At 72.4% G+C, this 25,735-nt stretch carries 21 protein-coding genes and 1 pseudogene; 8 read left to right on the plus strand and 14 right to left on the minus strand.

Going from position 1 to position 25,735, the window contains the following annotated elements; all coding sequences use genetic code 11:
- Positions 1-134: 134 nt before the first annotated feature.
- Positions 135-1,430 carry a lysylphosphatidylglycerol synthase transmembrane domain-containing protein gene (locus tag ABT288_RS05890; RefSeq protein WP_502972731.1) on the plus strand — a complete coding sequence of 432 codons (1,296 nt, stop codon included), beginning with the start codon at positions 135-137 and terminating at the stop codon, positions 1,428-1,430.
- Here ABT288_RS05890 and ABT288_RS05895 read toward each other — a convergent pair.
- Positions 1,316-2,083, minus strand: a pseudogene (locus tag ABT288_RS05895) (creatininase family protein); the annotation flags it as partial. The gene ABT288_RS05890 and the pseudogene ABT288_RS05895 overlap by 115 nt on opposite strands.
- Positions 2,084-2,121: 38 nt before the next feature.
- Between ABT288_RS05895 and ribA the strand changes: the two are divergent.
- Positions 2,122-2,793: a GTP cyclohydrolase II gene (gene ribA, locus ABT288_RS05900; protein ID WP_351603176.1), complete on the plus strand. Its 672-nt coding sequence runs from the start codon at positions 2,122-2,124 to the stop codon at positions 2,791-2,793.
- Between the two features lie 65 nt (positions 2,794-2,858).
- Here the strand turns inward: ribA and ABT288_RS05905 are convergent, their stop codons facing one another.
- The 3 genes from ABT288_RS05905 to ABT288_RS05915 form a co-directional block, all read right to left on the minus strand.
- Positions 2,859-4,082 (minus strand): serine hydrolase domain-containing protein, encoded by a 1,224-nt coding sequence (locus tag ABT288_RS05905; protein WP_351603178.1) that lies wholly within the window; start codon positions 4,080-4,082, stop codon positions 2,859-2,861.
- Between the two features lie 448 nt (positions 4,083-4,530).
- Positions 4,531-5,922, minus strand: coding sequence for an MFS transporter (locus tag ABT288_RS05910; protein ID WP_351603180.1), 1,392 nt, complete (start codon positions 5,920-5,922; stop codon positions 4,531-4,533).
- Positions 5,919-6,500: a TetR/AcrR family transcriptional regulator gene (locus ABT288_RS05915; RefSeq protein WP_351603182.1), complete on the minus strand. Its 582-nt coding sequence runs from the start codon at positions 6,498-6,500 to the stop codon at positions 5,919-5,921. The genes ABT288_RS05910 and ABT288_RS05915 overlap by 4 nt, the downstream gene beginning before the upstream one ends.
- Before the next feature lie 109 nt (positions 6,501-6,609).
- On the opposite strand from ABT288_RS05915, the gene ABT288_RS05920 reads away from it, so the two are divergent.
- Positions 6,610-7,059, plus strand: coding sequence for a PPOX class F420-dependent oxidoreductase (locus ABT288_RS05920; protein WP_351603184.1), 450 nt, complete (start codon positions 6,610-6,612; stop codon positions 7,057-7,059).
- A 17-nt stretch (positions 7,060-7,076) separates the two neighbouring features.
- Here the strand turns inward: ABT288_RS05920 and ABT288_RS05925 are convergent, their stop codons facing one another.
- Positions 7,077-7,955 carry an NAD(P)-dependent oxidoreductase gene (locus ABT288_RS05925; RefSeq protein ID WP_351603186.1) on the minus strand — a complete coding sequence of 293 codons (879 nt, stop codon included), beginning with the start codon at positions 7,953-7,955 and terminating at the stop codon, positions 7,077-7,079.
- Between the two features lie 106 nt (positions 7,956-8,061).
- Here ABT288_RS05925 and ABT288_RS05930 point away from each other — a divergent pair, with 106 nt between their 5' ends.
- Positions 8,062-8,658 carry a TetR/AcrR family transcriptional regulator gene (locus tag ABT288_RS05930; protein ID WP_351603188.1) on the plus strand — a complete coding sequence of 199 codons (597 nt, stop codon included), beginning with the start codon at positions 8,062-8,064 and terminating at the stop codon, positions 8,656-8,658.
- Between the two features lie 513 nt (positions 8,659-9,171).
- Positions 9,172-9,513 (plus strand): VOC family protein, encoded by a 342-nt coding sequence (locus tag ABT288_RS05935; RefSeq protein WP_351603190.1) that lies wholly within the window; start codon positions 9,172-9,174, stop codon positions 9,511-9,513.
- Between the two features lie 27 nt (positions 9,514-9,540).
- On the opposite strand, the gene ABT288_RS05940 is transcribed toward ABT288_RS05935, so the two are convergent.
- Together ABT288_RS05940 and ABT288_RS05945 are read right to left on the minus strand one after the other, a co-directional pair.
- Positions 9,541-10,899, minus strand: coding sequence for an MFS transporter (locus tag ABT288_RS05940; RefSeq protein ID WP_351603192.1), 1,359 nt, complete (start codon positions 10,897-10,899; stop codon positions 9,541-9,543).
- A 199-nt stretch (positions 10,900-11,098) separates the two neighbouring features.
- Complete coding sequence (locus ABT288_RS05945; protein ID WP_351603194.1) at positions 11,099-11,764, minus strand: TetR family transcriptional regulator; 666 nt, start codon at positions 11,762-11,764, stop codon at positions 11,099-11,101.
- Positions 11,765-11,929: 165 nt separating this feature from the next.
- On the opposite strand from ABT288_RS05945, the gene ABT288_RS05950 reads away from it, so the two are divergent.
- The 3 genes from ABT288_RS05950 to ABT288_RS05960 all read left to right on the plus strand — a co-directional run bounded on the left by ABT288_RS05950 (position 11,930) and on the right by ABT288_RS05960 (position 16,727).
- Positions 11,930-12,823, plus strand: a complete 894-nt coding sequence (locus ABT288_RS05950; protein WP_351603196.1) for a shikimate dehydrogenase — start codon at positions 11,930-11,932, stop codon at positions 12,821-12,823.
- A gap of 14 nt (positions 12,824-12,837) precedes the next feature.
- Entirely contained in the window at positions 12,838-14,634 is a 1,797-nt protein-coding gene (locus tag ABT288_RS05955) for a bifunctional sugar phosphate isomerase/epimerase/4-hydroxyphenylpyruvate dioxygenase family protein (RefSeq protein WP_351603198.1), read from the plus strand.
- A gap of 170 nt (positions 14,635-14,804) precedes the next feature.
- Positions 14,805-16,727 carry an ArnT family glycosyltransferase gene (locus ABT288_RS05960; protein ID WP_351603200.1) on the plus strand — a complete coding sequence of 641 codons (1,923 nt, stop codon included), beginning with the start codon at positions 14,805-14,807 and terminating at the stop codon, positions 16,725-16,727.
- Positions 16,728-16,766: 39 nt separating this feature from the next.
- Here the strand turns inward: ABT288_RS05960 and ABT288_RS05965 are convergent, their stop codons facing one another.
- From ABT288_RS05965 to tkt, 7 genes are read right to left on the minus strand one after another with little or no spacing between them, the layout of a single operon-like run.
- Positions 16,767-17,354, minus strand: coding sequence for a histidine phosphatase family protein (locus ABT288_RS05965; protein WP_351603202.1), 588 nt, complete (start codon positions 17,352-17,354; stop codon positions 16,767-16,769).
- 6 nt (positions 17,355-17,360) lie between these two features.
- A complete protein-coding gene (gene gnd, locus ABT288_RS05970; RefSeq protein WP_351603204.1) occupies positions 17,361-18,239 on the minus strand; it encodes a phosphogluconate dehydrogenase (NAD(+)-dependent, decarboxylating) in 879 nt (292 codons plus the stop codon).
- A 2-nt stretch (positions 18,240-18,241) separates the two neighbouring features.
- Positions 18,242-19,903 carry a glucose-6-phosphate isomerase gene (gene pgi, locus ABT288_RS05975; protein ID WP_351603206.1) on the minus strand — a complete coding sequence of 554 codons (1,662 nt, stop codon included), beginning with the start codon at positions 19,901-19,903 and terminating at the stop codon, positions 18,242-18,244.
- Position 19,904: 1 nt separating this feature from the next.
- On the minus strand, positions 19,905-20,831 hold the full coding sequence (gene opcA, locus ABT288_RS05980; protein ID WP_351603208.1) for a glucose-6-phosphate dehydrogenase assembly protein OpcA: 927 nt from the start codon (positions 20,829-20,831) through the stop codon (positions 19,905-19,907).
- On the minus strand, positions 20,828-22,435 hold the full coding sequence (gene zwf / locus ABT288_RS05985) for a glucose-6-phosphate dehydrogenase (RefSeq protein WP_351603210.1): 1,608 nt from the start codon (positions 22,433-22,435) through the stop codon (positions 20,828-20,830). Before zwf ends, opcA begins: the two co-directional genes overlap by 4 nt.
- The gene (gene tal, locus ABT288_RS05990; protein WP_351603326.1) at positions 22,432-23,574 is read right to left on the minus strand and encodes a transaldolase; all 1,143 of its coding nucleotides are present in this window, start codon (positions 23,572-23,574) and stop codon (positions 22,432-22,434) included. Before tal ends, zwf begins: the two co-directional genes overlap by 4 nt.
- 33 nt (positions 23,575-23,607) lie before the next feature.
- Positions 23,608-25,683 (minus strand): transketolase, encoded by a 2,076-nt coding sequence (tkt, locus tag ABT288_RS05995; RefSeq protein ID WP_351603212.1) that lies wholly within the window; start codon positions 25,681-25,683, stop codon positions 23,608-23,610.
- Positions 25,684-25,735 lie beyond the last annotated feature (52 nt).

The following is a 25,735-nucleotide window of genomic DNA, read 5'->3' on the forward strand; positions in this document are numbered from 1 at the left end:
CGGCCGCGACGGAATCCGGGCACCGGGTCACCGCCGGAACCGGCGCCCGCGCGCGCGTGCACGGTGAGGAAACGGTTCACGCGCGCGTGCGCGACGGCGGTCCGGCCGATGTGTGCGTGTACGGCGTCGGCGCGATGCACACGCGCGTGCCGAGCGGGAGCATCGCGCACGCGGCCCGCGAGACCGGGACCGGGCTTCCGGAACCGCCCGATTCGGGGTCCGCGCAGCCCACGGCCACCCGGCACCCCCGCCCCCGCTTCCGCGCGCTGCGCACCCACTTCGGCACCGCCGTCGGCGTCGTCATCCTCGGGGCCCTGCTGTGGCGGCTGGGCACGGGTGTGCTCCTCGACGGGCTGAGGCGGATCGACGCCACGACGGTCCTGGCCGCGCTGGGCATCGGCGTGGTGACCACCGTGCTCAGCGCCTGGCGCTGGCAGTTGGTGGCCCGAGGCCTGCGCATCCGGCTGCCGCTGGGCCCCGCCGTCGCCGACTACTACCGGGCGCTGTTCCTGAACGCGGCGCTCCCCGGCGGGATCCTGGGCGATGTGCACCGGGCGGTCCGGCACGGACAGAGCGCCGGTGACCTGCGGCGCGGGGTGAAGGCCGTCGTACTGGAACGCGTCGCCGGGCAGCTCGCGCTGGCCGTGCTCGCCGTGGTGGCCCTGCCGACGCTGCCGTCCCCGGTCCGCGCCGAGGCCCGCGACCTCGCACCGCTGGTCGCCCTGGCGGCGGCCGGCGCGCTCGCCATAGCTCTCGCCCTGCGCATGAACCGTACGTCCTCCCGCCGGGCCGGGGGCCTGCGCACCGCCCTCGGCGAGGCACGCCAGGGCCTGTTCTCCCGCCGGGGCGGACCGGGCATCGCACTGTCATCGGCCGTCGTCCTCGCCGGGCACCTGGCGATGTTCGTCGTGGCGGCCCGGGTCGCCGGCTCGGCCGCCTCCGTCGGGGCACTGGTCCCGCTCGCGGTCCTCGCCCTGGTCGCCATGGGGCTGCCGCTGAACGTCGGGGGCTTCGGGCCCCGCGAGGGCGTCACCGCCTGGGCGTTCGGCGCCGCGGGGCTCGGCGCGGGCACCGGGGTCGCCGTCGCGGTCGTGTACGGCGTGCTGAGCTTCGTGGCGAGCCTGCCCGGCGCCGTCGTCCTCGTCGTGCGCTGGTACGCCGGCCTGCGCGCCGGGGCGGCCACGGCGAACCCCGCCCCGGACCCCGGCACGGCCGCGACGGACGGTCCGCGGCCCGCGCCGCACCCCGCGTCCCCGGACGGCGCCCCGCCAGGACAGGACACCGCGCCCGCGCGGGACTACCCGCGCCCCGCCGCGGACGTGAGCAACGCGAAACACGACTCGAAGGATTCCGCGAGGCTCGCCAGCAGTTCCTTCCCCTTTTCCGCCGAACCCAGGGAAGGACGGCCGATGACGCCGGATTCGGTATAGGCGGACATTCCCACGGTGAGCAGATGACGACGGTCGTCAGCGGTGAAATCGGCGGACTCGTAACCAGGGCGGACGAATTCGGGATGAGCGTGCAGCAGAATCGAGGTCTCGATTTCCCCCGCGTGCATGTCGGTGAGCAGCGAGGTGCGTACCCCCGCCCGCTCCCGCGCCGCCTCCCAGTCCTCGAGGGCCGGGAACAACGCCATCCGCTCACCGCGCGCGGAGGCTTCCTGGACGACGTTGCCCAGAACATAGTTGCCGCCGTGCCCGTTGACCACGACGAGCGCGTCGACGCCCGAGCGGCGCAGCGACGCGGCGATGTCCGAGACCACCGCATGGAGGGTCACGGCGGAGATGCTGACGGTCCCCGGCCAGTCCGCGTGCTCGTGCGAGCAGGAGACCGTCACCGGGGGAAGGAGGTGCACCGGGTACGCGGCGGCGATCTCCCGCGCCACGGCACAGGCGACGAGCGTGTCGGTCGCCAGCGGAAGGAACGGACCGTGCTGTTCGAAACTGCCGACGGGAAGGACGGCGACCTGTGTTGAAACGCCCGCCCCCCGCATCCGTACCTCTTCGGTGGTGTCCGCCGGCATCACGCCGTGCGCCACGCCGTTTGTCCCACATGCCGCCGCACGCGCGCCCGAACCACTCATCGTTTCACGGCCTTTCGTCTCTGCTTAGGAATCAGATCATGACAGAAAACACCGGCTTCAACATGGGCGTCCTCGGCAAGAAGTCCCCGCGGCGTTCGGGCGCGGAACGCGTCGTGAATGCACCGCTGCCCACCGTGTACGGCAAATTCCAGGCGATCGGCTACCTGGACCACGACCGCGGTGACGAACAAGTGGCCCTGGTGTACGGCGAGATCGGCACCGAGAACGTGCTGATCCGGCTGCACTCCGAATGCCTGACCGGGGACGCGTTCGGTTCCCGGCACTGCGAGTGCGGCGATCAGCTGGAGGCCGCGCTGCGCGCCGTCGTCTCCGAAGGCAGCGGGATCGTCGTCTACCTGAGGGGCCACGAGGGCCGCGGCATCGGGCTGCTCGCCAAGCTGCGCGCGATGGCCCTGCAGGCGGAGGGCCTGGACACGGTGGAGGCGAACCTCGCGCTCGGCCTGCCGGTCGACGCCCGCGACTACGGCATCGCCGCGGAGATCCTGCACGACCTCGGGGTGCGCTCGGTACGCCTGATGTCCAACAACCCCCGCAAGCGCGAGGCGCTGGTGCGGCACGGGATCCAGGTCGCCGAGCAGGTGCCGCTGCTGATCGAGCCGTGCGAGAGCAACATCACGTATCTGCGCACCAAGCGGGAGCGGATGGACCACATCCTGCCCCATCTGGACGCCGTCGCCCACGGCTCCTGAAGCCGGCCGTCCCGGCGTCCGCCGCCTCCCCCCCCCCACGGGCGACGGGCGCCCCGGCGGTCAGTTCAGTCCACCAGCGTCTCGTGCGCCAGCCGCCGCAGCTCCGGGAAGATCTTGAGCGTCTTCGGGCGTAGCTGCGTCATGAACTGGACCGTCAGCTCGTGGGCCGGATCGACCCAGAACGCGGTCGTGGCCGCGCCGGTCCAGCCGTATGTGCCGGGGCTGGAGGGGGCCAGGGTGCGGGACGGGTCGGTCACCACCGACACGTTGAAGCCGAAGCCGAGCCCGTCGTTGCCGGGTTCCTGGTGGGCGGGGGCGCCGAAGGAGCGCAACACCGCGTCGCCGGGCAGCTGGTTGCGGGTCATCATGCCGACGGTGTCCGCGGACAGCAGCCGTACGCCGTCCAGTTCGCCGCCCCGGCGCAGCATCTCCATGAACCGGTGGAAGTCGTACGCCGAGGAGACCAGGCCGCCGCTGCCGGACAGGAACCGGGGCCGGCCGTGCACCGGCAGCCCCGGCACCGGGGCGATCCCGCCCTCGTCCGTCTCCCCGTACAACTCGGCGAGTCTGTCCGCTTGTTCGGGCTCGATGTGGAAGCCGGTGTCGGTCATGCCGAGCGGGCGCAGGATCCGCTCGGTGAAGAACGCGTCCAGCGGCTGCCCGGACACCACCTCGATCACCCGGCCCAGAACGTTCGAGGCCACCGAGTAGTTCCACTGCGTGCCGGGATCGAACTGCAGCGGCATCCGTGCGTACACCTCGACCGTCTCCGTGAGATCGGCGCCGGGCGGCACCGAGTACTCCAGGCCGGACTCCCGATAGAGGGCGTCGACGGGGTGCTTGTAGTAGAAACCGAAGGTCAGGCCGGCGGTGTGGGTGAGCAGATGCCGGATCAGGATCGGGCCGGCGGCCGGGCGGGTACGCAGGTCCGGGCCCGAACCGCCGTCGTACACACGGGGGTTGGCGAACACCGGCAGATGACGCTCCAGCGGGTCGTCCAGGGACAGCCTGCCCTCCTCCACCAGCATCAGGACCGCCACCGCGGTGACCGGCTTGGTCATGGAGTAGATCCGCCACAGCGTGTCCGCCTCGACCGGCAGCCCCGCCGCGACATCGCGCCGGCCGTACGTGGTGAGGTGGGCGACCCGGCCGCCACGCGAGAGGGACACCAGGAAGCCGGGCAGCCGCCCCTCGTCGACGTAGTGCGCGATCTGCCGGTCCAGGCGGTCCAGCGCCTTGACGTCCAGCCCCGCCTCACCCGGGTCGACTTCCTGCCGCAGCCCTGCCATCGCTCTCCTCCGGTCGCCTCGTACGCGCTGCCCCGGCTGCCCGCCGGGACGCACCCGGTCCTCATCGTCGCCCAGGAACACCACCATGGACCCGTTCATCAGCGGTGTTTGTGATCGACGCGACGCCGTCGCCCCCGAGCGGCCCGCGCCCGCCATCGGTTGTGGCCGGCAGGCGCTCGCGCCCGGTCGCGGCCGATGTGTGGTCGTTGTCGGTCGTGGGTAGTCCGTGCCCGCCGCCGGTCCGGGGCAGCTGGTGCCAGCCGCCGGTTCTGGCCGACGCGCGCCCGCTAGCGGTTGTGGCCGGGGCGTGGTTGCCGGCGGTCCCGGGCAGCTTGTGCGTGTCACTGGTCCCGGCAGGCGCGCTTGCCGGGGGGTTCTGGCCGGTGCGCGCTCGCCATCCGTGGTGGCCGGGGTGTGGTCACCACCGGTCCCGGGCAGCTCGTGCTCGTCACTGGTCCCGGAAGGCGCGCCTGCCGTCGCTCCTTGCGGGCGCGCGCTCGCCCCCGGTCGTGGCCGGCGTGTGGTCGCCGCCGATCCCGGGCTGCGTGTGGTCGTCGTCGGTCCTCGGCAGCGCGCGGGCCAGGGGCAGGCCGAGGGCCGCTACGACTGCCAGGGCGAGCAGGGCGGTTGACGTCCCGGTGCCGATGAGCGCGGTCGCCGTGGCCACCCCCACGGCCGGGCCGACGTTCAGCGCCGTCTGCTGCAGTCCGCCCGCCACCCCGGCCACGGCAACCTCCGCCCGGCGTACGACCACCTGGGTGGCCGCCACCATCACCGTCCCGAAGCCGGCTCCGAGCAGGGCGAACGCACAGCCGAGGGCGGGCGTGGAACCGGCGCCGGACAGCACGAGGACACCGAGCGCCAGCAGCGCCGTCGCCCCCGTCGTCGTACCGCGTGCCCCGAAGCGGCGCAGCAGCACCGGGCACAGCGCGGCGGACGCCACCATCAGTACCGCGAGCGGCAGACTGCGCAGCGAGCTGTCCAACGGGTCGAGACCCAGGTGGCGTTGGAGCACGTAGGTGGCCACGAAGAGGGTGCCGGAAAGGGCCGCGGACACGACCACCAGCACGCCGAGCGCGGCCCCGGCCGCCCGCGGGCCGATGACCGCGGGCGGCAGCAGCGGGCTCGTCGTACGCCGCTCGTGCCGCACGAGGACGGCGGCTGCGACCGCGGCGACGGTGAGTCCCGTCCCGGAGGCGGGCCGCGCGGTCAGCGAGTGCACCAGGCAGGACAGGGCCACGGCGAGGAGTACGGCACCCGGTATGTCCAGCGGAGTCCGGGAGCCCGCGGCGGGGGGCTGCGGCCGCAGCAGCGCCGGCAGGCCGAAGACGAGCGCGGGCAGCACATTGACGTAGAACACCGCCCGCCAGCCCAGGCCGTCCACCAGCGCCCCGCCCACCAGCGGCCCCGCTGCCGCCGCCAGCCCGATCGCGGCGGTCCGCACGGCGAGGGGCCGCGCGAGCCGGTCCGGCGGGTACGCGGCCCGCAGCATGCCCAGCGTGGCCGGCTGCAGCAGCGCCCCGAACACCCCCTGCACCGCCCGCAGCCCGATCACCCACCCCACGCCGGGCGCGCCGCCGATCCCCGCCGACGCCGCCCCGAACCCCAGCATGCCGAGCGCGAACACCCGCTGCTGCCCGTACCGGTCACCGAGCCGCCCCGCGAACACCAGCAGACTGGCCACGGCGACGAGATACGCGGTGCTGGTCCACTGCACCTGCGCGAACGACGCCCCCAACTCGCTTTGCAGGCGGGGCTGGGCGACCGTGAGGACCGTACCGTCCAGCGCGACGACAACCGCACCCGCCACACTGCTCGCCAGCGTCCACCCCCGGCTCACCGGCCGCCCTCCGGGCCCAGGTGGGCCAGCAGCACCGTATCGAGCAAGGGCGCGAAGTCGTCCTCTTCGACGGCGAGTTGGAGACTGCGCCAGCGCCACAGCTGGGCGATCCCGTGCAGATTGGCCCACAGGGCGCCCGCGACCCGTCGGGCGTCGGCCCCGGGCCGGACCTCGCCGACGAGCCCGGTGAGCACGCGGAACAGGGGAAGACTCGTCTCCCGCAACCCCAGGTGCCCGCTTTCCAGCAGATCATGGCGGAACATCAGCTCGTACATGCCGGGGTTGTCGAGGGCGAACTCCAGATACGTCCGCGCCAGCGCCGTCACCCGCGCGCGCGGACCGGCGGAGCCGGGTGTGAGCGTCGCCCGGACCCGCTCGGCCAGGTCGGCGAAGCCCCGGCGCGCGATGGCCGACAGCAGTTCCAGATGGGTGGGGAAGTAGCGGCGCGGGGCCCCGTGCGAGACGCCGGCGCGCCGGGCGATCTCCCGCAGGGTCAGCGCCTGCAGCCCCTCGACGGCCAGCAGCTCCACACCCGCGTCGATCAGACGCTCCCGCAACCCGAGGTCGGACTCAGTCATAGACAGTGTCTACCAGGTTCCCGTAGACACTGTCTACCGCCAGCTCGGAACGCGGGAATGCGCTCGGAGTGCGGGAATGCCGCCACGGCTCCGGCGAGTTGACCCTGTCATGAGCGAAGACCCCACCTTGGACCCCACGCAGGACGCGCTGCTCGCACTGCTCGCCGAGGGCGACGCCGGCGTCCTGGTCACCCTCAAACGCGACGGCCGCCCCCAGTTGTCCAACGTCAACCACGCCTACTATCCCGGCGAGCGCGTCATCCGGATCTCCGTCACCGACGACCGCGCCAAGGCCCGCAACCTGCGCCGCGACCCCCGCGCCTCCTACCACGTCACCAGCGCCGACCGCTGGGCGTACACCGTCGCCGAGGGCACGGCCGAACTCTCCCCGGTCGCGCAGGACCCGCACGACGACACCGTCGAGGAACTGATCCGCCTGTACCGGGACGTCCAGGGCGAGCATCCGGACTGGGACGACTACCGGGCGGCGATGGTCCGCGACCGCCGTCTGGTGGTGCGGCTGCACGTCGACCGGGCGTACGGTATCCCGAAGCGCTGACCCGCCCCGGTTCCCGGCTACGACGCGCCGGCGGTCCGCGTCTCGATCGCTCGCAGTACGGCGACCATGTCCTCGTCGCCGTACCCCTGGGCCACCGTCTCCTCGAACAGGGTGTGGCACACGTCGAGGAGCGGTGAGGCCAGGTGCGCCCTGCGGGCCGCCTCGGCGATGAGCCGGTTGTTCTTCAGGACGTCCAGCGCGGCCGCCTGCACCGCGAAGTCCCGGTCGAACAGCTTGGGCGCCTTCATCCGGGAGACGCCGCTGGCCATGGGGCCCGCGTCCAGGACGTCCAGGAAGAGCCGCCGGTCCAGGCCCTGGCGCTCGGCGAAGTGGTACGCCTCGGTCAGCCCGGTCACCAGGGTGATCAGGAAGAGGTTCACGGACAGCTTCATCAGCAGCGCACCGGGGGCGGGTCCGCACACGAACGTCTCCCGGCACAACGGCGCGAGCAGCGGCCGTACGGTGTCCACGGCCTCCCGCTCCCCGGCGAGCATGGCCACCAGCCGACCCTCCTCCGCCGGGACCCGCGAACCGGAGACGGGTGCCTCGACATAGCGGCCGCCGGCGGCGCGGATGTCGGACTCCAGGGCGTGGGAGTACTCGGGGGAGGTGGTGCCCATGTGGACGACCGTGCGCCCGGCGACCCGGGCCGACAGGGCGGGGGTGCCCCGGCCGAGGACGGCGTCGACCGCGGCCTCGTCGGCGAGCATCAGCAGCACGACGTCCGCCTTGGCGAACACCTCGTCGGCGTCCGCGGCGACCGTGGCGCCGGCCGCGCGCAGGGATGCGGTGCGTTCGGGGGTCCGGTTCCAGACCACCAGGGGAGTGCCGGCGGACACCAGGCGCTGTGCCATGGGCCGGCCCATCACTCCCAGACCGATGAAACCGACGTTCACGGCGACCGTCCCTCACTCGGCTTGCCGACTATGACCGCTGTCATAGTAGCCGTCGTTATGACGCCGGTCATAGGGTGGGAGTGGGCAAGGATCGGGAGGCCGGCAAATGGGTGAGTCGCGACATGGGCCGCGGGAGCGGATGGTCTTCAGCGCGGCTCAGCTCATACGGCGCGACGGGGTCGCCGCGACCGGCATGCGGGAGGTCGCCGCGCACGCGGGCGCACCGCGCGGCTCGCTCCAGCACTACTTCCCGGGCGGAAAGGAACAGCTGGTCAACGAGGCGGTCGGCTGGGCCGGCCGGTATGCGGGCAAGCGCATCGCGCGGTTCCTCGAGGGGCTGGAGGAGCCGACGCCGAGCGGTCTGTTCGCGGCGATGGTCGCCCAGTGGACCGACGAGTACGCGGCGCGCGGCTTCGCGGCGGGCTGCCCGGTCGCCGCCGCCACCGTCGACTGCGTCTCGGCCGACGGCTCGACCCGCGAGGCCGTGGCCGCCGCGTTCACTACCTGGCGGACCCCCCTCGCCGAGGCCCTGACCGGCATGGGCGTCCCCGCGGCGCGTGCCGAGTCCCTGGCCACGCTGATGATCAGCACCCTGGAGGGCGCGATCCTGATGTCCCGCGCAGAACAGGACGCACGCCCGCTGACCACAGCCGTAACCGAACTCGGGCCCCTGCTCGACGGGGCGGTGACCCCGGCGGGGTGAGCGCGACGGGGGTTACTGGCCGGGTGAGCGCGACAGGGGCGAACGGTCCCGGTGGGCGCGGCCGGGGGGGAGTGCGACGGTGGCCATCGGTGCCGGTGAGCGTGGGCGGGGTGGCGGGTTGTGGGCGGTCGGCACGACGGGGAGTGGCTGCGGTGGAAGCTCGTGCCGGGGAATGCGGCCGGTTGCACCCGGGTGCTGCGCCGACTGGGGCGAGTGTGGCCCTTTTGGCGGGGCGGCGCCGGTGGTCGGTGCGGTCGGCGTGACCGCGGCAGGTGCCGCCGGAGCGGCAGGACAGCGGGTGCACCCGGTCTGGCCAGGCGGCGGGCGCGGCCGGTGTGGCAGGGCGGCGGTGGCGGTCCGGTGCGGGTCCTGTGGTCGGTGCGGCAGGACACCGCGTGCGGTCGGCTCGGTGGATGCGGTGGATGCGGTGGATGCGGTGGATGCGGCGGGCGTGCGGTGGCTCGCGTGCGGTCGGTGCTTGTGTGGTCTCGTCCGCCGCACTAGCCTCCGCGCGTGATCAACGGTGCACATGTGGTGCTCTACAGCCGGGACGCGGAGGCGGACCGGGCCTTTCTGCGGGATGTCCTCGGCTGGGCGCACGTCGACGCGGGCCACGGATGGCTGATCTTCCAGGCTCCGCCCACCGAGGTGGCCTGTCACCCCACCGACGGCGAACCCGCGCACGAACTGATGCTGATGTGCGACGACCTCGACGCCACGCGGCGCCAACTCGCCGAGCACGGCGTGGAGTTCACCCGCCCGGTGGAGGAAGCCCGCTGGGGCCGGGTGACCGCCCTGCGCCTGCCGGGCGGCGGCGAACTCGCCCTGTACGAGCCGCGCCATCCGCAGCCGTAGCGGCCCCCGGTCCCTAAGCCGCTCACCTCAGGCCGTGACCCGCTCGGCCCCCGCCGGCTGCCGCCCCTCGCGCTCCCCGAGCAGTTCCGTGGGAACCCGGTGCGTCTCACGGGCGGTGAGCGCGGCCAGGGTCGGCGGGAGGCACAGCGCCGCCGTGAACAGGGCCACCGCCGACCAGTCATCGCCGCCCGGACCGGCGATCTCGGCGGCGAAGGTGACCGCGAACCCAGCCACCGCGAAGCCGATCTGCGTGCCGATGGCCACGCCCGACAGTCGCACCCGGGTCGCGAACATCTCGCCGTAGAAGGCGGGCCACACACCGTTCGCGGCGCTGTAGACGAGCCCGAAGGCGACGACACCGAGGATCAGGGTCAGCGGGCGCGAGCCCGTGGAGATCGCCCACAGATAGCCGGCCATCGCGGCCGCGCTGCCCACCGCGCCGACCAGGAACACCGGCCGGCGCCCGATCCGGTCCGAGAGGGTGGCCCACAGCGGGATCACGGCCAGCGCGGCGAGGTTGGCCAGAGCCCCCACCCACAGCATGAACGTACGGGACATCCCGACCCGGTCACTGGTGGCGTACGCCAGCGCCCACACCGTGAAGATCGTGCTGACCGAGGCGATGAGGGCGCCCGCGATCACCCGGAGCACATCCGCCCAGTGCTCACGCAGCAGCACCGCGAGCGGCAGCCGGACCACGCCCTCGGTCGCCGCCTGCCGGGCGAAGGCCGGGGTCTCGCGCAGCCGGCGCCGGATGACGTAACCGGTGACGGCGACCACCACGCTCAGCCAGAACGGCACCCGCCAGCCCCACGACAGCAGTTGGTCCTCGGGAAGCCTGGACACGGGGACGAAGACGAGCGTGGCGACGAGCTGGCCGCCCTGGGTGCCGCTGAGCGTGAAGCTGGTGAAGAACCCGCGCCGGCCCGGCGGCGCGTGCTCCAGGCTCATGGAACTCGCGCTCGCCTGCTCGCCGGCCGCCGATATGCCCTGCAGCACGCGGCACAGCACGAGCAGCACCGGGGCGAGCGAGCCGGCCTGGGCACGCGTGGGCAGACAGCCGATCAGGAAGGTCGACAGACCCATCAGGATCAGCGTGAACACCATGATCTTCTTGCGGCCGAGCCGGTCGCCGACGTGCCCGAGGACCAGCGCGCCGAGCGGCCGGGCGGCGTAGGCGACGCCGAAGGTGGCGAGCGACAGCAGGGTCGCGGTCGCCGGGTCGGAGGAGTCGAAGAACACCTTCGGGAAGATCAGTGCGGCGGCGCTGCCGTAGACGAAGAAGTCGTAGTACTCCAGCGCGCTGCCGATCCAGGCGGCCGTCGCCGCCTTCCAGGGCTGGCCGGGAGGGGCGTCGGCGGCGGGCGCGGGGGAGGGGACGGACACGGCGGTGCTCCTTCGGGGGGACTCCACCCTGCGGAAGGGCGGAGTGAGCGACGAGGGGAGGGAGCGGGCGAGGGGCCGGAGCGCGGCTGCTAATTAACCCACTGGATAGTTAGTCGTGGTGGGTGGGATGTTGCGCCGGTGTTTCCCCACTGTCAAGAGTCCGAACGACGGTCCGTGCGAGGGCGTGGGCCGGCCGGGGTCAGCCGGCCGCGCGCTCCGCCGTCAGGTAGGCGATCACCATGTCGCCGAGCATGCTCCGGTAGTGCTCCCGCTGGGCGGGGTCCACCAGGTCCCGGCCGAACAGGGCGCCGAAGGTGTGCCGGTTGGCGACCCGGAAGAAGCAGAACGAGCTGATCATCGCGTGCAGGTCGACCGCGTCGACGTCGGCCGTGAACAGCCCCGACTCCTGCCCCGCGGTGAGGATCCGGCGGATCACCTCCAGCGCCGGGGAACCGATCTTCCCGAGCTTCTCGGAGGCCGCGATGTGCTCGGCGCCGTGGATGTTCTCGATGCTGACCAGGCGGATGAAGTCCGGGTGCCGCTCATGGTGGTCGAAGGTCAGCTCGGCCAGGCGCCGGATCGCGGCGACCGGGTCCAGGTGCTCGACGTCCAGCTCCTGCTCGGCCTCGCGGATCACCCCGTACGCCCGCTCCAGCACGGCCGTGAACAGCTGCTCCTTGCCGCCGAAGTAGTAGTAGATCATCCGCTTGGTGGTGCGGGTGCGGGCCGCTATCTCGTCGACCCGCGCGCCGTCGTAGCCGGCCCGCGCGAACTCCTGCGTGGCCACGTCGAGGATCTCGGCCCGGGTGCGGGCCGCGTCGCGCACCCGTCCCCCGGGTCGTACGGGTTCTTCGACGCTGGTCATCGCTGTCCTTCGGGCCGGTGGACGCCTGGGCGGCGGGCTCGCTGTGTGCGTGCCGGTGATTGTAGAAGCAGGGGCCCCGAAGTCGCCCGGCTCTTCCCCACGGCCCCCTCGGCTGATATAGCTAACGTACTGGTTCGTACATTAGTGCCGCCTCGGGAGGGCCGCATGGCCAAGGACGCGTATCTCGTCGGGCTGATCGGGGCCGGCATCGGCCCCTCGCTCAGCCCCGCCCTGCACCACCGGGAGGCGGACCGGCAGGGCCTGCGCTACCTCTACCGGCTCCTCGACATCGACGTCCTCGGCCGGGCGCCGGAGACGGTCGGCGACCTGGTCCGCGCCGCCCGCGACCTCGGCTACGACGGGCTGAACATCACCCACCCCTGCAAGCAGCTGGTCCTCGACCACCTCGACGCCCTCGACCCGCGGGCCGAGGCGCTCGGCGCGGTCAACACCGTGGTCTTCGCCGACGGCCGGGCCGTCGGCCACAACACCGACGTGACCGGTTTCGCCGCCTCCTTCGCGCGCGGCCTGCCGGACGCCCCGCTGGAGCGGGTCGTGCAGCTCGGCGCGGGCGGCGCGGGCGCGGCCGTCGCACACGCGGTGCTCACCCTGGGCGCCGGGCGGGTCACCGTCGTCGACGCGCTGCCCGAGCGGGCCGCCGCGCTCGCGGACTCGCTGGTGCGGCACTTCGGCCCCGGCCGGGCGGGAGCGGCCACGGCCGACCGGCTTCCGGCGCTGCTCGGTGAGGCCCGCGGCTGTGGGGGGCTCGTCCATGCCACGCCCACCGGTATGGCGGCGCATCCCGGACTGCCCCTGCCCGCCGAGCTGTTGCATCCCGGTCTGTGGGTCGCGGAGGTCGTCTACCGGCCGCTTCGGACCGAGCTGCTGCGGGTCGCTCACGCGCGTGGCTGCGCCGTCCTGGCCGGGGGCGGGATGGCCGTGTTCCAGGCCGCCGACGCGTTCCGGCTGATCACGGGGCGGTCGCCGGACGGTGGGCGGATGCTGGCCGACTTCGAGGAACTGGTGGGCGTCGAGCGCTCGGGGAGCGCCGTCGGATGACGAGGAGCACCGGCATGCACACGTCCATGGCCACCGTCTCCCTGAGCGGCACCCTCACCGAGAAGCTCGCCGCCGTCGCGCGGGCCGGGTTCGGCGGGGTGGAAATCTTCGAGAACGATCTCCTCGCCTGCCCGCTCGCCCCCGAGGAGATCCGCGCGCGCTGCGCCGACCTCGGGCTGAGCATCGATCTGTACCAGCCGATGCGGGACATCGAGGGCGTGCCCGACGAGGTCTTCGTGCACAATCTGCGGCGCGCCCGGCACAAGTTCGAGCTGATGAACCGGCTCGGCGCCGACACCGTCCTCGTGTGCTCCAGTGTGTCGCCCAACGCCGTGGACGACGACGCGCGAGCGGCCGGTCAACTCGCCCAACTGGCTGATCTCGCCGGGGAGTTCGGCATACGAGTGGCGTACGAGGCGCTCGCCTGGGGGCGGCACGTGAACACCTACGGGCACGCCTGGCGGATCGTCGAGGCCGCCGACCACCCGGCGCTCGGCGTCTGCCTGGACAGTTTCCACATCCTCTCCCGAGGCTCGGAACCGGAGGACCTCGAGGGAATCGCGGACATCCCCGGCGAGAAGATCTTCTTCCTGCAGCTCGCCGACGCCCCGCTGCTCGCGATGGACGTACTGCAGTGGAGCCGCCACTACCGCTGTTTCCCCGGACAGGGCGGCTTCGACGTCACCGGGCTGCTGCGGCGCGTCCTCGCCGCCGGGTACCGCGGGCCGCTGTCCCTGGAGGTCTTCAACGACGTCTTCCGGCAGGCCGACGCCGGCCCCACCGCCGTCGACGCCCACCGCTCCCTGCTCCTGCTGCGCGAGGCCGCCGGCGCCGCCGAACTGCCGCCGCCCGTCGTGCCCACCGGGGTGGCCTTCGCCGAACTCCTCACCCCGGACGCCGAACCCGTCACCGCGCTGCTGACCGCGCTCGGCTTCACCCGCGCCGCCCGGCACCGCGGCAAGCCCGTCGACCTGTGGCAGCGCGGCGAAGCCCGCCTCCTGGTCAACACCGCCGCCACCGCCCGCCGCGACGGCACCCGGCTCGCCGCGATCGGCCTGGAGTCCCCGGACCCCGCCGCTGCCGCCCGCCGCGCCGAAGCCCTGCTCGCCCCCGTCCTGCCCCGCCGGCGCGCCCCCGGGGACGCCCCGCTCGACGCCGTCGCGGCCCCCGACGGCACGGAACTGTTCTTCTGCGCCACCGGCGACCCCGAACTGCCCGACTGGCGGGCCGACTTCGCCGACCTGCCGGACACCCCGGCGCCCTCCGCGATGCGCATCGACCACCTCGCCCTCACCCAGCCCTGGCACCACTTCGACGAGGCCACGCTCTTCCACCGCAGCGTCCTCGGCCTCACCGCCCAGGAGAGCGTCGACGTCGCCGACCCCTACGGCCTGATGCGCAGCCGCGCCGTCACCAACGCCGACGGGAGCGTCCGTATCGCCCTCGGCGTCGGCGCGGCACCCACGGACGACACCGTGCACGCGGCCCACATCGCGCTGGCCACCGACGACGTGGTCGCCGCGGCCCGCGCCTTCCGCGCCGCGGGCGGCCGGCTGCTGCCCGTGCCGGCCAACTACCACGACGACCTCGCCGCCCGGTACGACCTCGCCGACGACGAGTTGGAGACCTACCGGGCTCTCGGCATCCTGTACGACCGGGACGCGGGCGGCGCCTTCCGGCACTGCTACACCGAGACGGTCGGCCGGGTCTTCTTCGAACTCGTCCAACGCGATGACGGCTACCGTGGTTACGGCGCCGCGAACGCCCCGGTCCGTCTGGCGGCCCAACACGCGGGACGATTCTTGCGCTGATCCGACCAGGCTCTTACCAGGTCCCCGGCAGGGGTGAGAGACCGGTGAGACCTCCACCGGGTTCAGCTCCGCTTCAGGTTCCGTACATCTCCGGGCGCGGATACTCCGCAAGATCCGGTATGCGCGCTGCGCCCGGATCACTCCGTTTCCGGGAGCCTGAAAGGCCGTCCATGCTGAGCACCCCCACCGAGTCGGCGGTCCGTGACGACGGGCCGACGTCCGTCGCTCCGCCCCGCCCGCGCGCCAGCCGGTACGAGCGTCCCGCGCTGCTCGCCATAGCCGCGCTCGCTGCCCTGTTGTCCCTGTGGGGCCTCAACCACAGCTCGTACCACGGTTTCTACGCCGCCGCGGTGCGCAGCATGACGGACAACCCGGTCGCGTTCTTCTACGGCTCCTTCGACCCGGGCAACACCCTCACCATCGACAAGCTGCCCGGATTCCTGTGGCCGCAGGCCCTGTCGGCGCTGGTTCTCGGTTTCCACCCGTGGGCGCTGGTCCTGCCGCAGGCGCTCGAAGGGGTGGCCTCGGTGGTCCTGCTCCACGTGCTGGTGCGCCGCTGGGCGGGCGTGCCGGCCGGGCTGCTGGCGGCCGCCTTCCTCGCCCTCACCCCGGTGATCGTCGGGCTCGGACGCTCCGTCACCGAGGACGCGCCGTTCGTCCTGCTGCTGATGCTGGCCGCCGAGGCCGCCTGGCGGGCGACCGAGCGGGGCCGGCTGGGCCCGCTGCTGCTCGCCGGCTTCTGGGTCGGCGTGGCCTTCCAGTGCAAGATGCTGGAGGCCTGGGCGGTGCTGCCCGCACTCACCGCCCTCTACCTCGTCGCCGCTCCGGTGAGCCTGCGCCGCCGGCTGCGCGACCTCGCTGCGGCCGCCGCCGTGATGTTCGCCGTGTCGGTGTCGTGGATGCTGGTGGCCGCCCTCACCCCGGGCTCCGACCGCCCGTGGCTCGACGGCACCACCGACAACTCGCCCTTCGGCCTGGTCGTCGGCTACAACTTCCTGACCCGCTTCCACGGGGTCGGCATCGACGCGGCCGGCGCCGGCAGTGTCGCGCCCAACGCGAGTCTGCGGGCCGCCGGGACGGGTCCCGGCATGGGCGACAGCGTCTGGAAGATGTTCAGCCCCGGGCTCGCCACCCAGACGGGCTGGCTCTACCCGCTGGCGGCACTCGGACTCGTCGGCGGCGCGCTGGCCCTGTGGCGGCGGCGTGCGCCCCGCACCGACCGCGTGCTCGCGGGCCAGGTGCTGTGGGGGGTCTGGCTGGCCACGTTCTTCCTCGTCTTCAGTTTCGGCAGCGTGACCGGACACACCTACTACATGGGTGTGGTCGCGGTGCCCCTCGCCGCGTTCTCCGCCGCCGGTGTCGTACGGGCCTGGCGGGCGGGACTGCGGGGCGGCCGACGGGCCTGGGTGCTGCCGGCGGCGCTGGCCGGGAACGCCGCCTGGTGCGTGGCGCTGACCCTGTGGTACCCGCACTTCCTGCCGTGGTCGGCTCCGACCGCCACCGCCCTCGCCGTCGTCGCGCTGGTGCTGACCGCGCTGCGCCGCCGTCCGCGTGCCGTCAGCGCCGGTCTGGCCCTGGGCCTGGCCGCGGCCCTGCTCGTGCCCGCCACCTGGTCGGCGTCGGCGATGTCGTTGCGCTACAACCAGCCTGGTTCCCTGGCCCGAGTCGGCCCCACCAACCACCGGCAGGGCAACCCGCTGGCGAAGCTCACCCCCGCCCAGCGGCGGCTGCTGGCCTACCTCACCGCCCACCGGGCCGGCGCCGAGTACCTGGCCGCGGTCCCCGGCTGGTGGGCGGCCGCGCCCTATGTCATCTCGGCCGACGCGCGCATCCTGCCGATGGGCGGCTTCACCGGAAGGGTCCCGTACCCCACGGCCGCCCGCTTCCACCAGCTGATCGACTCCGGCCGGCTGCGTTACGTCGTGCTGCCCGGCAGCGATGCCCGGGCCGCCCGCCGGCACCGGCCGAGCACCCTCGTCGGCCGGCTGGAGCGGTGGACCGTGGGGCACTGCACCCAGGTTCCGGCCATCGCGTACGGCTCCCGGGACGCGACGCATCTCCTCTACGACTGCGGCCCGGCCCACCAGAGGTGAACCGGGCCGCGGACGACGGGGCGTGCGGACGAAGAGCCGTTACGGCCGTCTGTTCCACTCGGCGATCACGGGCCGCCCGTGCTCGGTCGACAGCCGGCTGACCGTGCCCGTGGCCAGCTGGAACAGCCGGCCCTCGGCCGGCGGCAGGCCCAGCCGGCGGGCGGTGAGCACGCGCAGGAAGTGGGCGTGGGCGACGAGGACCACGTCCCCCTCGGCCAGGGCCGGGGACAGCCGGGCCAGCACCCGGTCGGCTCGGGCGCCGACCTGCTCGGGCGACTCGCCCGGGTGCCCCTCGCGGCCCGGCGGCACACCGTCGGTCCACAGGTCCCAGTCGGGGCGCGTCCGGTGGATGTCGACCGTGGTGACACCCTCGTAGCCGCCGTAGTCCCACTCGTGCAGGTCGGGGTCGGGCACGGCCCCGACGAGGCCCGCCAGTTCGGCGGTGCGCAACGCGCGGCCCAGCGGGCTGGAGAGCGCGAGAGCGTGGGTCCGGCCGGTGAGGAGCGGGGCGAGGGACTTGGCCTGTTGCTCGCCGTCCTCGGTCAGGGGCAGGTCGGTCCAGCTGGTGTGCTGTCCCGACCGGCTCCACTCCGTCTCACCGTGGCGGACCAGCAGAAGGTCCCCCACGGCGGGTCAGTCCTTCTTCTCGACCGCGTGGCCGCCGAACTGGTTGCGCAGCGCCGCGATCATCTTCATCTGCGGCGAGTCGTCCTGCCGGGAGGCGAACCGGGCGAACAGGGAGGCGGTGATCGCGGGCAGTGGTACGGCGTTGTCGATGGCCGCCTCGACGGTCCAGCGGCCCTCGCCGGAGTCCTCCGCGTAGCCGCGCAGCTTCTCCAGGTGCTCGTCCTCGTCCAGGGCGTTGACCGCGAGGTCCAGCAGCCAGGAACGGATGACGGTGCCCTCCTGCCAGGAGCGGAACACCTCGCGGACGTTCTCCACCGAGTGCACCTTCTCCAGCAGCTCCCAGCCCTCGGCGTAGGCCTGCATCATGGCGTACTCGATGCCGTTGTGGACCATCTTGGAGAAGTGCCCGGCGCCGACCCGGCCCGCGTGGACATAGCCGTACGGACCGTCCGGCTTGAGCGCCTCGAAGACCGGCTTCAGCGGCTCCACGTGCTGCGCGTCGCCGCCGACCATGAGGGCGTAGCCGTTCTCCAGGCCCCACACACCGCCGGAGACCCCGGCGTCGACGAAGCCGATGCCCTTGATGCCGAGGGCGGCGGCGTGCTTCTCGTCGTCCGTCCAGCGGGAGTTGCCGCCGTCGATCACCGTGTCGCCGGCCTCCAGCAGGTCGCCGAGCTCGTCGATGACGGTCTGCGTGGCGGTGCCGGCCGGGACCATCACCCACACATGGCGGGGCGCGTCCAGCTTCTCGACCAGTTCGGCGAGGGACTTGACGTCGGAGACCTCGGGGTTGCGGTCGTAGCCGATGACGGTGTGGCCGGCGCGGCGGATCCGCTCGCGCATGTTGCCGCCCATCTTGCCGAGACCGATGAGACCGAGCTGCATGATCAGTTCACTTCCTGAGCGTTCTTGAGAGTGCGGTAGGCGGCGACGAGGGCTGTGGTGGACGGGTCGAGACCGGGCACGTCGGCGCCCTCGGTGAGGGCGGGTTCGACCCGCTTGGCGAGGACCTTGCCCAGCTCCACGCCCCACTGGTCGAAGGAGTCGATGTGCCACACCGCGCCCTGCACGAACACCTTGTGCTCGTAGAGGGCGATCAGCTGGCCGAGCACGGACGGGGTCAGCGAGCCTGCGAGGATCGTGGTGGTGGGGTGGCCGCCGCGGAAGGTGCGGTGGGTGACCTGCTCCTCCGGCACGCCCTCCGCGCGGACCTCCTCGGCACTCTTGCCGAAGGCCAGCGCCTGGGTCTGGGCGAAGAAGTTGGCCATCAACAGGTCGTGCTGCGCCTTGAGTTCACCGCTCAGCTCGCCGACGGGCCGGGCGAAGCCGATGAAGTCCGCCGGGATCAGCTTGGTGCCCTGGTGGATCAGCTGGTAGTAGGCGTGCTGCCCGTTGGTGCCCGGCGTGCCCCACACGACCGGCCCGGTCTGCCACTCCACCGGCCGCCCGTCGCGCTGCACCGACTTGCCGTTGGACTCCATGTCCAGCTGCTGGAGGTAGGCGGTGAACTTCGACAGGTAGTGGCTGTACGGCAGCACCGCGTGCGACTGGGCGTCGTGGAAGTTGCCGTACCAGATGCCCAGCAGGCCCAGCAGCAACGGGGCGTTGGCCTCGGCCGGCGCGGTGCGGAAGTGGTCGTCGACCAGCCGGAAGCCGTCGAGCATCTCCCGGAACCGGTCGGGGCCGATCGCGATCATCAGGGACAGGCCGATCGCGGAGTCGTACGAGTACCGGCCGCCGACCCAGTCCCAGAACTCGAACATGTTGTCCGGGTCGATGCCGAACCCGGTCACCTTCTCGGTGTTCGTGGACAGCGCCACGAAGTGCCGGGCCACGGCCTTCTCGTCGCCCTCGAAGGCCTTCAGCAGCCAGGAGCGCGCCGAGGTCGCGTTGGTGATCGTCTCGATCGTCGTGAACGTCTTGGACGCGACGATGAACAGGGTCTCCGTCGGGTCCAGGTCGCGGGTGGCCTCGTGCAGGTCGGCGCCGTCGACGTTCGACACGAACCGGAACGTCAACTCCCGTGCGGTGTACGGCCGCAGCACCTCGTAGGCCATCGCCGGGCCGAGGTCGGAGCCGCCGATGCCGATGTTGACGACGTTCCTGATGCGCCGGCCGGTGTGGCCGGTCCACTCGCCCGAGCGGACCTTGCCGGCGAAGTCGGCCATCTTGTCGAGGACGGCGTGCACCTTCGGGACGACGTTCTCGCCGTCGACCTCGATCACCGCCTCCCGAGGGGCGCGCAGCGCGGTGTGCAGCACGGCCCGGTTCTCGGTGACGTTGATCTTCTCGCCGCGGAACATGGCGTCCCTGAGCGCGAACACGCCGGTGGCGGTGGCGAGTTCCTGCAGCAGGGCCAGGGTCTCGTCGGTGATCAGATGCTTGCTGTAGTCGATGTACAGGTCGCCGACCCGTACCACGTACCGCTCGGCGCGGCCGGGGTCCGCCGCGAACAGCTCGCGCAGGTGCGGCTGCCCCTCGGCGCGGTGGTCGGCGAGGGCCGTCCACTCGGGCCGGTTGGTGAGCTTCGGGAACTCGGACTGGGCCATCTCAGGCGTTCTCCTTGGCGGCCTCGCCCTTGAGGGCGATGGCGTACATCTCGTCGGCGTCGAGGCGGCGCAGCTCCTCGGCGATGAGTTCGGAGGTGGGGCGGACCTTCAGGGCCAGGGTGCGCGGCGGCTGGCCGGGCAGGGACAGCGTGGCGAGGGGGCCCTCGGGGCGGTCGATGCGGATCTCACCGTTCTGGGTGCCCAGCCGCACGGCGGTGACGACCGGTCCGGCGGTGACCACGCGCTCCACGGACACCCGCAGCCGGGCCTCCAGCCAGCGGGCCAGCAGCTCGGCGCTGGGGTTGTTGGCCTCGGCCTCGACGGCCGCCGACGTGATCCGCACGCGCGCCTGGTCCAGGGCGGCGGCCAGCATCGACCGCCACAGGGTGAGCCGGGTCCAGGCGAGGTCGGTGTCGCCGGGGGCGTAGTTGCGGGCGCGGGTCTCCAGGACCTCCATCGGCCGCTCGAACGCGTACAGGTCGGTGATCCTGCGCTGCGCGAGCGCACCGAGCGGGTCCTCGGAGGGGGTGTCGGGGGCGTCCACCGGCCACCACACGACGACGGGCGCGTCCGGCAGCAGCAGGGGCAGCACGACCGAGTCGGCGTGGTCGGACACCTCGCCGTAGGTGCGCAGCACGACCGTCTCGCCGGTGCCGGCCTCGGAGCCCACCCGGACCTCGGCGTCCAGCCGCGAGTGGGTGCGGTCGCGCAGGGTGCGGACGTGCCGCTTGATGACGACCAGGGTCCGCATGGGGTGCTCGTGCGAGGCGTCCTCGGCGGCCTTGATCGAGTCGTAGGCGTTCTCCTCGTCCGTGACGATGACCATCGTCAGGACCATGCCCACGGCCGGGGTGCCGATGGCGCGGCGGCCCTGCACCAGCGCCTTGTTGATCTTGCTTGCCGTGGTGTCGGTCAGGTCGATCTTCATGGCCTGCGCCAGCTCCGTCCGTCTCGTGCGAGCATCTCGTCCGCTTCCCTCGGTCCCCAGCTGCCCGACGCGTACTGCGCCGGCCGGCCGTGCGCCGCCCAGTACTCCTCGATCGGGTCGAGGATCTTCCAGGACTCTTCCACTTCCTGGTGACGGGGGAACAAATTCGCGTCGCCGAGCAGCACGTCCAGGATGAGCCGCTCGTACGCCTCCGGGCTGGACTCGGTGAACGACTCGCCGTAGGCGAAGTCCATCGACACGTCCCGGATCTCCATCGAGGTGCCGGGCACCTTCGAGCCGAACCGCACGGTCATGCCCTCGTCCGGCTGGACGCGGATCACGATCGCGTTCTGCCCGAGTTCCTCGGTGGCGGTGGAGTCGAAGGGGGAGTGCGGGGCCCGCTTGAACACCACCGCGATCTCGGTGACCCGGCGGCCGAGCCGCTTGCCGGTGCGCAGGTAGAAGGGGATGCCCGCCCAGCGGCGGTTGTCGATGCCCAGCTTGATCGCGGCGAAGGTGTCGGTCTTCGACTTCGGGTCGATGCCCTCCTCCTCGAGGTAGCCGACGACCTTCTCGCCGCCCTGCCAGCCGCCCGCGTACTGCGCCCGCACGGTGTGCCTGCCGAGGTCCTCCGGCAGCCGCACCGACTTGAGCACCTTCAGCTTCTCGGTGAGCAGCGCCTCCGCGTCGAACGCGATCGGCTCCTCCATGGCGGTGAGCGCCATCAGCTGCAGCAGGTGGTTCTGGATGACGTCACGGGCGGCGCCGATGCCGTCGTAGTAGCCGGCCCGGCCGCCGATGCCGATGTCCTCGGCCATCGTGATCTGCACGTGGTCGACGTAACTGCGGTTCCAGATCGGCTCGTACATCTGGTTGGCGAAGCGCAGCGCCAGGATGTTCTGGACGGTCTCCTTGCCGAGGTAGTGGTCGATGCGGAACACCTGGTCCGGCTCGAACACCTCGTGCACGATCGCGTTGAGCTCGCGGGCGCTGGCCAGGTCGTGGCCGAACGGCTTCTCGATGACCGCGCGCCGCCAGGAACCCTTCGGCGGGCTCGCCAGGCCGTGCTTCTTCAGCTGCTGCACGACCTTCGGGAAGAACTTCGGCGGCACCGAGAGGTAGAACGCGAAGTTGCCGCCGGTGCCGCGGGAGGCGTCCAGCTCCTCCACGGCGTTCTTCAGCTGCTTGAACGCGGTGTCGTCGTCGAAGTCGCCGGGGATGAACCGCATGCCCTCGGCGAGCTGCTGCCACACCTCCTCGCGGAACGGGGTGCGGGCGTGCTCCTTCACGGCGTCGTGCACGAGCTCCGCGAAGTCCTGGTCCTCCCACTCCCGGCGGGCGAACCCGACGAGGGAGAAGCCCGGGGGCAGCAGGCCGCGGTTGGCGAGGTCGTACACGGCCGGCATCAGCTTCTTGCGGGACAGGTCACCGGTCACACCGAAGATGACCAGGCCGGAAGGACCGGCGATGCGGGGGAGACGGCGGTCGCGGGTGTCCCGCAGCGCGTTCTCCCAGTCGGCGGCCGGGGCCACCGGGACCTGCACCGCCTCGGGTGCGGGCGCCTGCGGTGCGGGCGCCTCGGCCGTGGGGGCGTTCTCGGTCATCGGGCGTCAACTCCCTTGCTCTTCAGGGACGTGGCCACGGCGTCCAGCAGTTCCTGCCAGGCCGCGTCGAACTTGGCGACGCCCTCGTCCTCCAGCTGCTGGACGACCTCGTCGTAGGAGATGCCCAGCCGCTCCACGGCGGCCAGGTCGGCGTGAGCCTGTGCGTAGCCGCCGGTCACCGTGTCGCCGGTGATCTCGCCGTGGTCGGCGACGGCGTTCAGGGTGGCCTCGGGCATCGTGTTGACGGTGCCCGGCGCGACCAGCTCGTCCACGTACAGGGTGTCCTTGTAGGCGGGGTCCTTCACACCGGTGGAGGCCCACAGCGGACGCTGCCTGTTGGCCCTGTCCCCGGCGAGCGCGACCCAGCGGTCGGAGGCGAAGACCTCCTCGTACGCCTCGTAGGCGAGGCGGGCGTTGGCGAGGGCCGCGCGGCCCTTGAGGGCCAGGGCCTCGTCGGTGCCGAGGGCGGTCAGCCGCTTGTCGATCTCGGAGTCCACGCGGGAGACGAAGAAGGACGCCACCGAGTGGATCGTGGCGAGGTCGATGCCGCGCTCGCGGGCCTTCTCCAGGCCGGCCAGGTAGGCGGCCATGACCTCGCGGTAGCGCTCCAGCGAGAAGATCAGGGTCACGTTGACGCTGATGCCCAGCCCGATGACCTCGGTGATCGCCGGCAGGCCCGCCCTCGTGGCCGGGATCTTGATCATCACGTTGGGGCGGTCGACCAGCCAGAAGAGCTGCTTGGCCTCGGCGACGGTCGCCGCCGTGTCGTGCGCCAGGCGCGGGTCGACCTCGATGGAGACCCGGCCGTCCCGGCCGCCGGAGGCGTCGTACACCTCGCGCAGGATGTCGGCGGCGTCGCGCACGTCGGCGGTCGTCATCATCCGCACCGCCTCGTCCACGGTCACACCGCGTACGGCGAGGTCGGTGAGCTGCTCCTCGTAGCCCTCGCCGGAGCCGATGGCGGCCTGGAAGATCGAGGGGTTCGTGGTGACACCGACGGCGCTTCCGCTCGCCACCAGCTCGGCGAGGCTGCCCGAGGTGATCCGCTTCCGCGACAGGTCGTCGAGCCAGATCGACACGCCCTCGTCGGCGAGGCGCTTGAGGGCTCCCGGGGTCGCGATTGCTTCGGTCACAGTGATCGTTCTTCTTTCGGGTCGTATCGGGCGTCGGTGTCAGGCGCGCGCGGCGGCGAGCGACTCGCGGGCCGCCGCGGCGACGTTCTCGGGGGTGAAGCCGAACTCGGCGAACAGGGTGCCGGCGTCCGCGGAGGCGCCGAAGTGCTCGAGGGAGACGATCCGGCCGGCGTCGCCCACGTACCGGTACCAGGTCAGACCGATCCCGGCCTCCACGGCGACGCGCGCCTTCACGGCCGGCGGCAGCACCCGCTCGCGGTATTCGCGCGACTGCTCCTCGAACCACTCCACGGACGGCATCGACACCACGCGCGTGCCGATGCCCTCGGCCTCAAGACGTTCGCGTGCGGCCACGGCCAGCTGCACCTCGGAGCCCGTCGCGATGATGATCACCTCCGGGACCTGGGTCGAGGACTCGCGCAGCACATAGCCGCCCTTGGCCGCGTCCTCGTTCGGCGCGTACACCGGCACGCCCTGGCGGGTGAGCGCGAGCCCGTGCGGGGCGGGGTTCACGGCGTGCCTCTTCAGGATCTCGGCCCAGGCCACGGCGGTCTCGTTGGCGTCGGCCGGGCGGACGACGTTCAGGCCCGGGATCGCGCGCAGCGAGGCCAGGTGCTCGACCGGCTGGTGGGTGGGTCCGTCCTCGCCGAGGCCGATGGAGTCGTGCGTCCACACGTACGTCACCGGCAGCTGCATCAGCGCCGCCATGCGGACGGCGTTGCGCATGTAGTCGGAGAACACCAGGAAGGTGCCGCCGTAGATCCGGGTGTTGCCGTGCAGGGCGATGCCGTTCATCTCCGCGGCCATGGAGAACTCGCGGATGCCGAAGTGCACGGTACGGCCGTACGGGTCGGCCTCGGGCAGCGGGTTGCCCTCAGGCAGGAAGGAGCTGGTCCTGTCGATGGTGGTGTTGTTGGACCCGGCGAGGTCGGCGGAGCCGCCCCACAGCTCGGGGAGGACGGGGCCGAGCGCCTGCAGCACCTTGCCGGAGGCGGCGCGGGTCGCGACCGACTTGCCCTCCTCGAACACCGGCAGCGCGTCCTGCCAGCCCTCGGGCAGCTCGCCCTTGCTGACCCGGTCGAACAGCTCGGCCCGCTCCGGCTGTGCGGCGCGCCACTCGGCGATCCGCTTGTCCCAGGCGGCGTGCGCCTCGGCGCCCCGGTCCAGGGCCCGCCGGGTGTGCTTCAGGACCTCGTCCTCGACCTGGAAGGTCTGCTCCGGGTCGAAGCCGAGGACGCGCTTGGTCGCGGCGATCTCCTCCTCGCCGAGCGCGGAGCCGTGGGAGGCCTCGGTGTTCTGCGCGTTCGGGGCGGGCCAGGCGATGATCGTGCGCATCGCGATGATCGAGGGCCGCTCGGTCTCGGCCTGCGCGGCCTTCAGCGCCGCGTACAGGGCGGGGACGTCGACGTCGCCGTCGGCGGTGGGCTCGATGCGCTGGGTGTGCCAGCCGTAGGCCTCGTACCGCTTGAGGACGTCCTCGGAGAAGGCGGTGGCGGTGTCGCCCTCGATGGAGATGTGGTTGTCGTCGTAGAGGAAGACCAGGTTGCCGAGCTTCTGGTGACCGGCGAGCGAGGAGGCCTCGGCGGAGATGCCCTCCTCCAGGTCGCCGTCGGAGACGATCGCCCAGACGGTGTGGTCGAACGGGGAGGTGCCGGCGGGGGCCTGCGGGTCGAACAGGCCGCGCTCGTAACGGGCCGCCATCGCCATGCCGACGGCGTTGGCGACGCCCTGGCCGAGCGGGCCGGTGGTGGTCTCGACGCCCGCGGTGTGCCCGTACTCGGGGTGCCCCGGCGTCTTGGAGCCGTGCGTGCGGAACGCCTTGAGGTCGTCCAGCTCCAGCTCGTACCCGGAGAGGAACAGCTGCGTGTACAGGGTCAGCGAGGTGTGGCCGGGGGAGAGCACGAAACGGTCCCGGCCGGCCCACTCGGGATCGGCGGGATCGTGACGCATCACCTTCTGAAAGATCGTGTACGCGGCAGGTGCCAGGCTCATCGCCGTGCCCGGGTGGCCGTTCCCCACCTTCTGCACCGCATCGGCCGCCAGCAGACGGGCGGTGTCAACGGCACGCCGGTCGAGGTCGGTCCACTCGAAGCCGTCGGAAGTCTGCGTGGTCATCTTCAAGAAGTCCTCGTTCAGTGCGGAAGTGCTGGCCTGACGCGTTCAAACT

It is taken from the genome of Streptomyces sp. NPDC001093, from assembly GCF_040298985.1.
Classification (GTDB): domain Bacteria; phylum Actinomycetota; class Actinomycetes; order Streptomycetales; family Streptomycetaceae; genus Streptomyces.

Excerpts from the sequence above, each read along its gene's own strand:
- ABT288_RS05920 (WP_351603184.1), top strand. The coding sequence starts at position 6,610 with ATGAGCGAAGACCCCACCTTGGACCCCACGCAGGACGCGCTGCTCGCA.
- tkt (WP_351603212.1), bottom strand. The coding sequence starts at position 25,683 with ATGACCACGCAGACTTCCGACGGCTTCGAGTGGACCGACCTCGACCGG.
- ribA (WP_351603176.1), top strand. The coding sequence starts at position 2,122 with ATGACAGAAAACACCGGCTTCAACATGGGCGTCCTCGGCAAGAAGTCC.
- ABT288_RS05960 (WP_351603200.1), top strand. The coding sequence starts at position 14,805 with ATGCTGAGCACCCCCACCGAGTCGGCGGTCCGTGACGACGGGCCGACG.
- ABT288_RS05950 (WP_351603196.1), top strand. The coding sequence starts at position 11,930 with ATGGCCAAGGACGCGTATCTCGTCGGGCTGATCGGGGCCGGCATCGGC.
- zwf (WP_351603210.1), bottom strand. The coding sequence starts at position 22,435 with ATGACCGAGAACGCCCCCACGGCCGAGGCGCCCGCACCGCAGGCGCCC.
- ABT288_RS05955 (WP_351603198.1), top strand. The coding sequence starts at position 12,838 with ATGCACACGTCCATGGCCACCGTCTCCCTGAGCGGCACCCTCACCGAG.
- pgi (WP_351603206.1), bottom strand. The coding sequence starts at position 19,903 with ATGGCCCAGTCCGAGTTCCCGAAGCTCACCAACCGGCCCGAGTGGACG.
- ABT288_RS05945 (WP_351603194.1), bottom strand. The coding sequence starts at position 11,764 with ATGACCAGCGTCGAAGAACCCGTACGACCCGGGGGACGGGTGCGCGAC.
- ABT288_RS05905 (WP_351603178.1), bottom strand. The coding sequence starts at position 4,082 with ATGGCAGGGCTGCGGCAGGAAGTCGACCCGGGTGAGGCGGGGCTGGAC.
- gnd (WP_351603204.1), bottom strand. The coding sequence starts at position 18,239 with ATGCAGCTCGGTCTCATCGGTCTCGGCAAGATGGGCGGCAACATGCGC.
- ABT288_RS05890 (WP_502972731.1), top strand. The coding sequence starts at position 135 with ATGCACACGCGCGTGCCGAGCGGGAGCATCGCGCACGCGGCCCGCGAG.
- ABT288_RS05930 (WP_351603188.1), top strand. The coding sequence starts at position 8,062 with ATGGGTGAGTCGCGACATGGGCCGCGGGAGCGGATGGTCTTCAGCGCG.
- opcA (WP_351603208.1), bottom strand. The coding sequence starts at position 20,831 with ATGAAGATCGACCTGACCGACACCACGGCAAGCAAGATCAACAAGGCG.
- ABT288_RS05915 (WP_351603182.1), bottom strand. The coding sequence starts at position 6,500 with ATGACTGAGTCCGACCTCGGGTTGCGGGAGCGTCTGATCGACGCGGGT.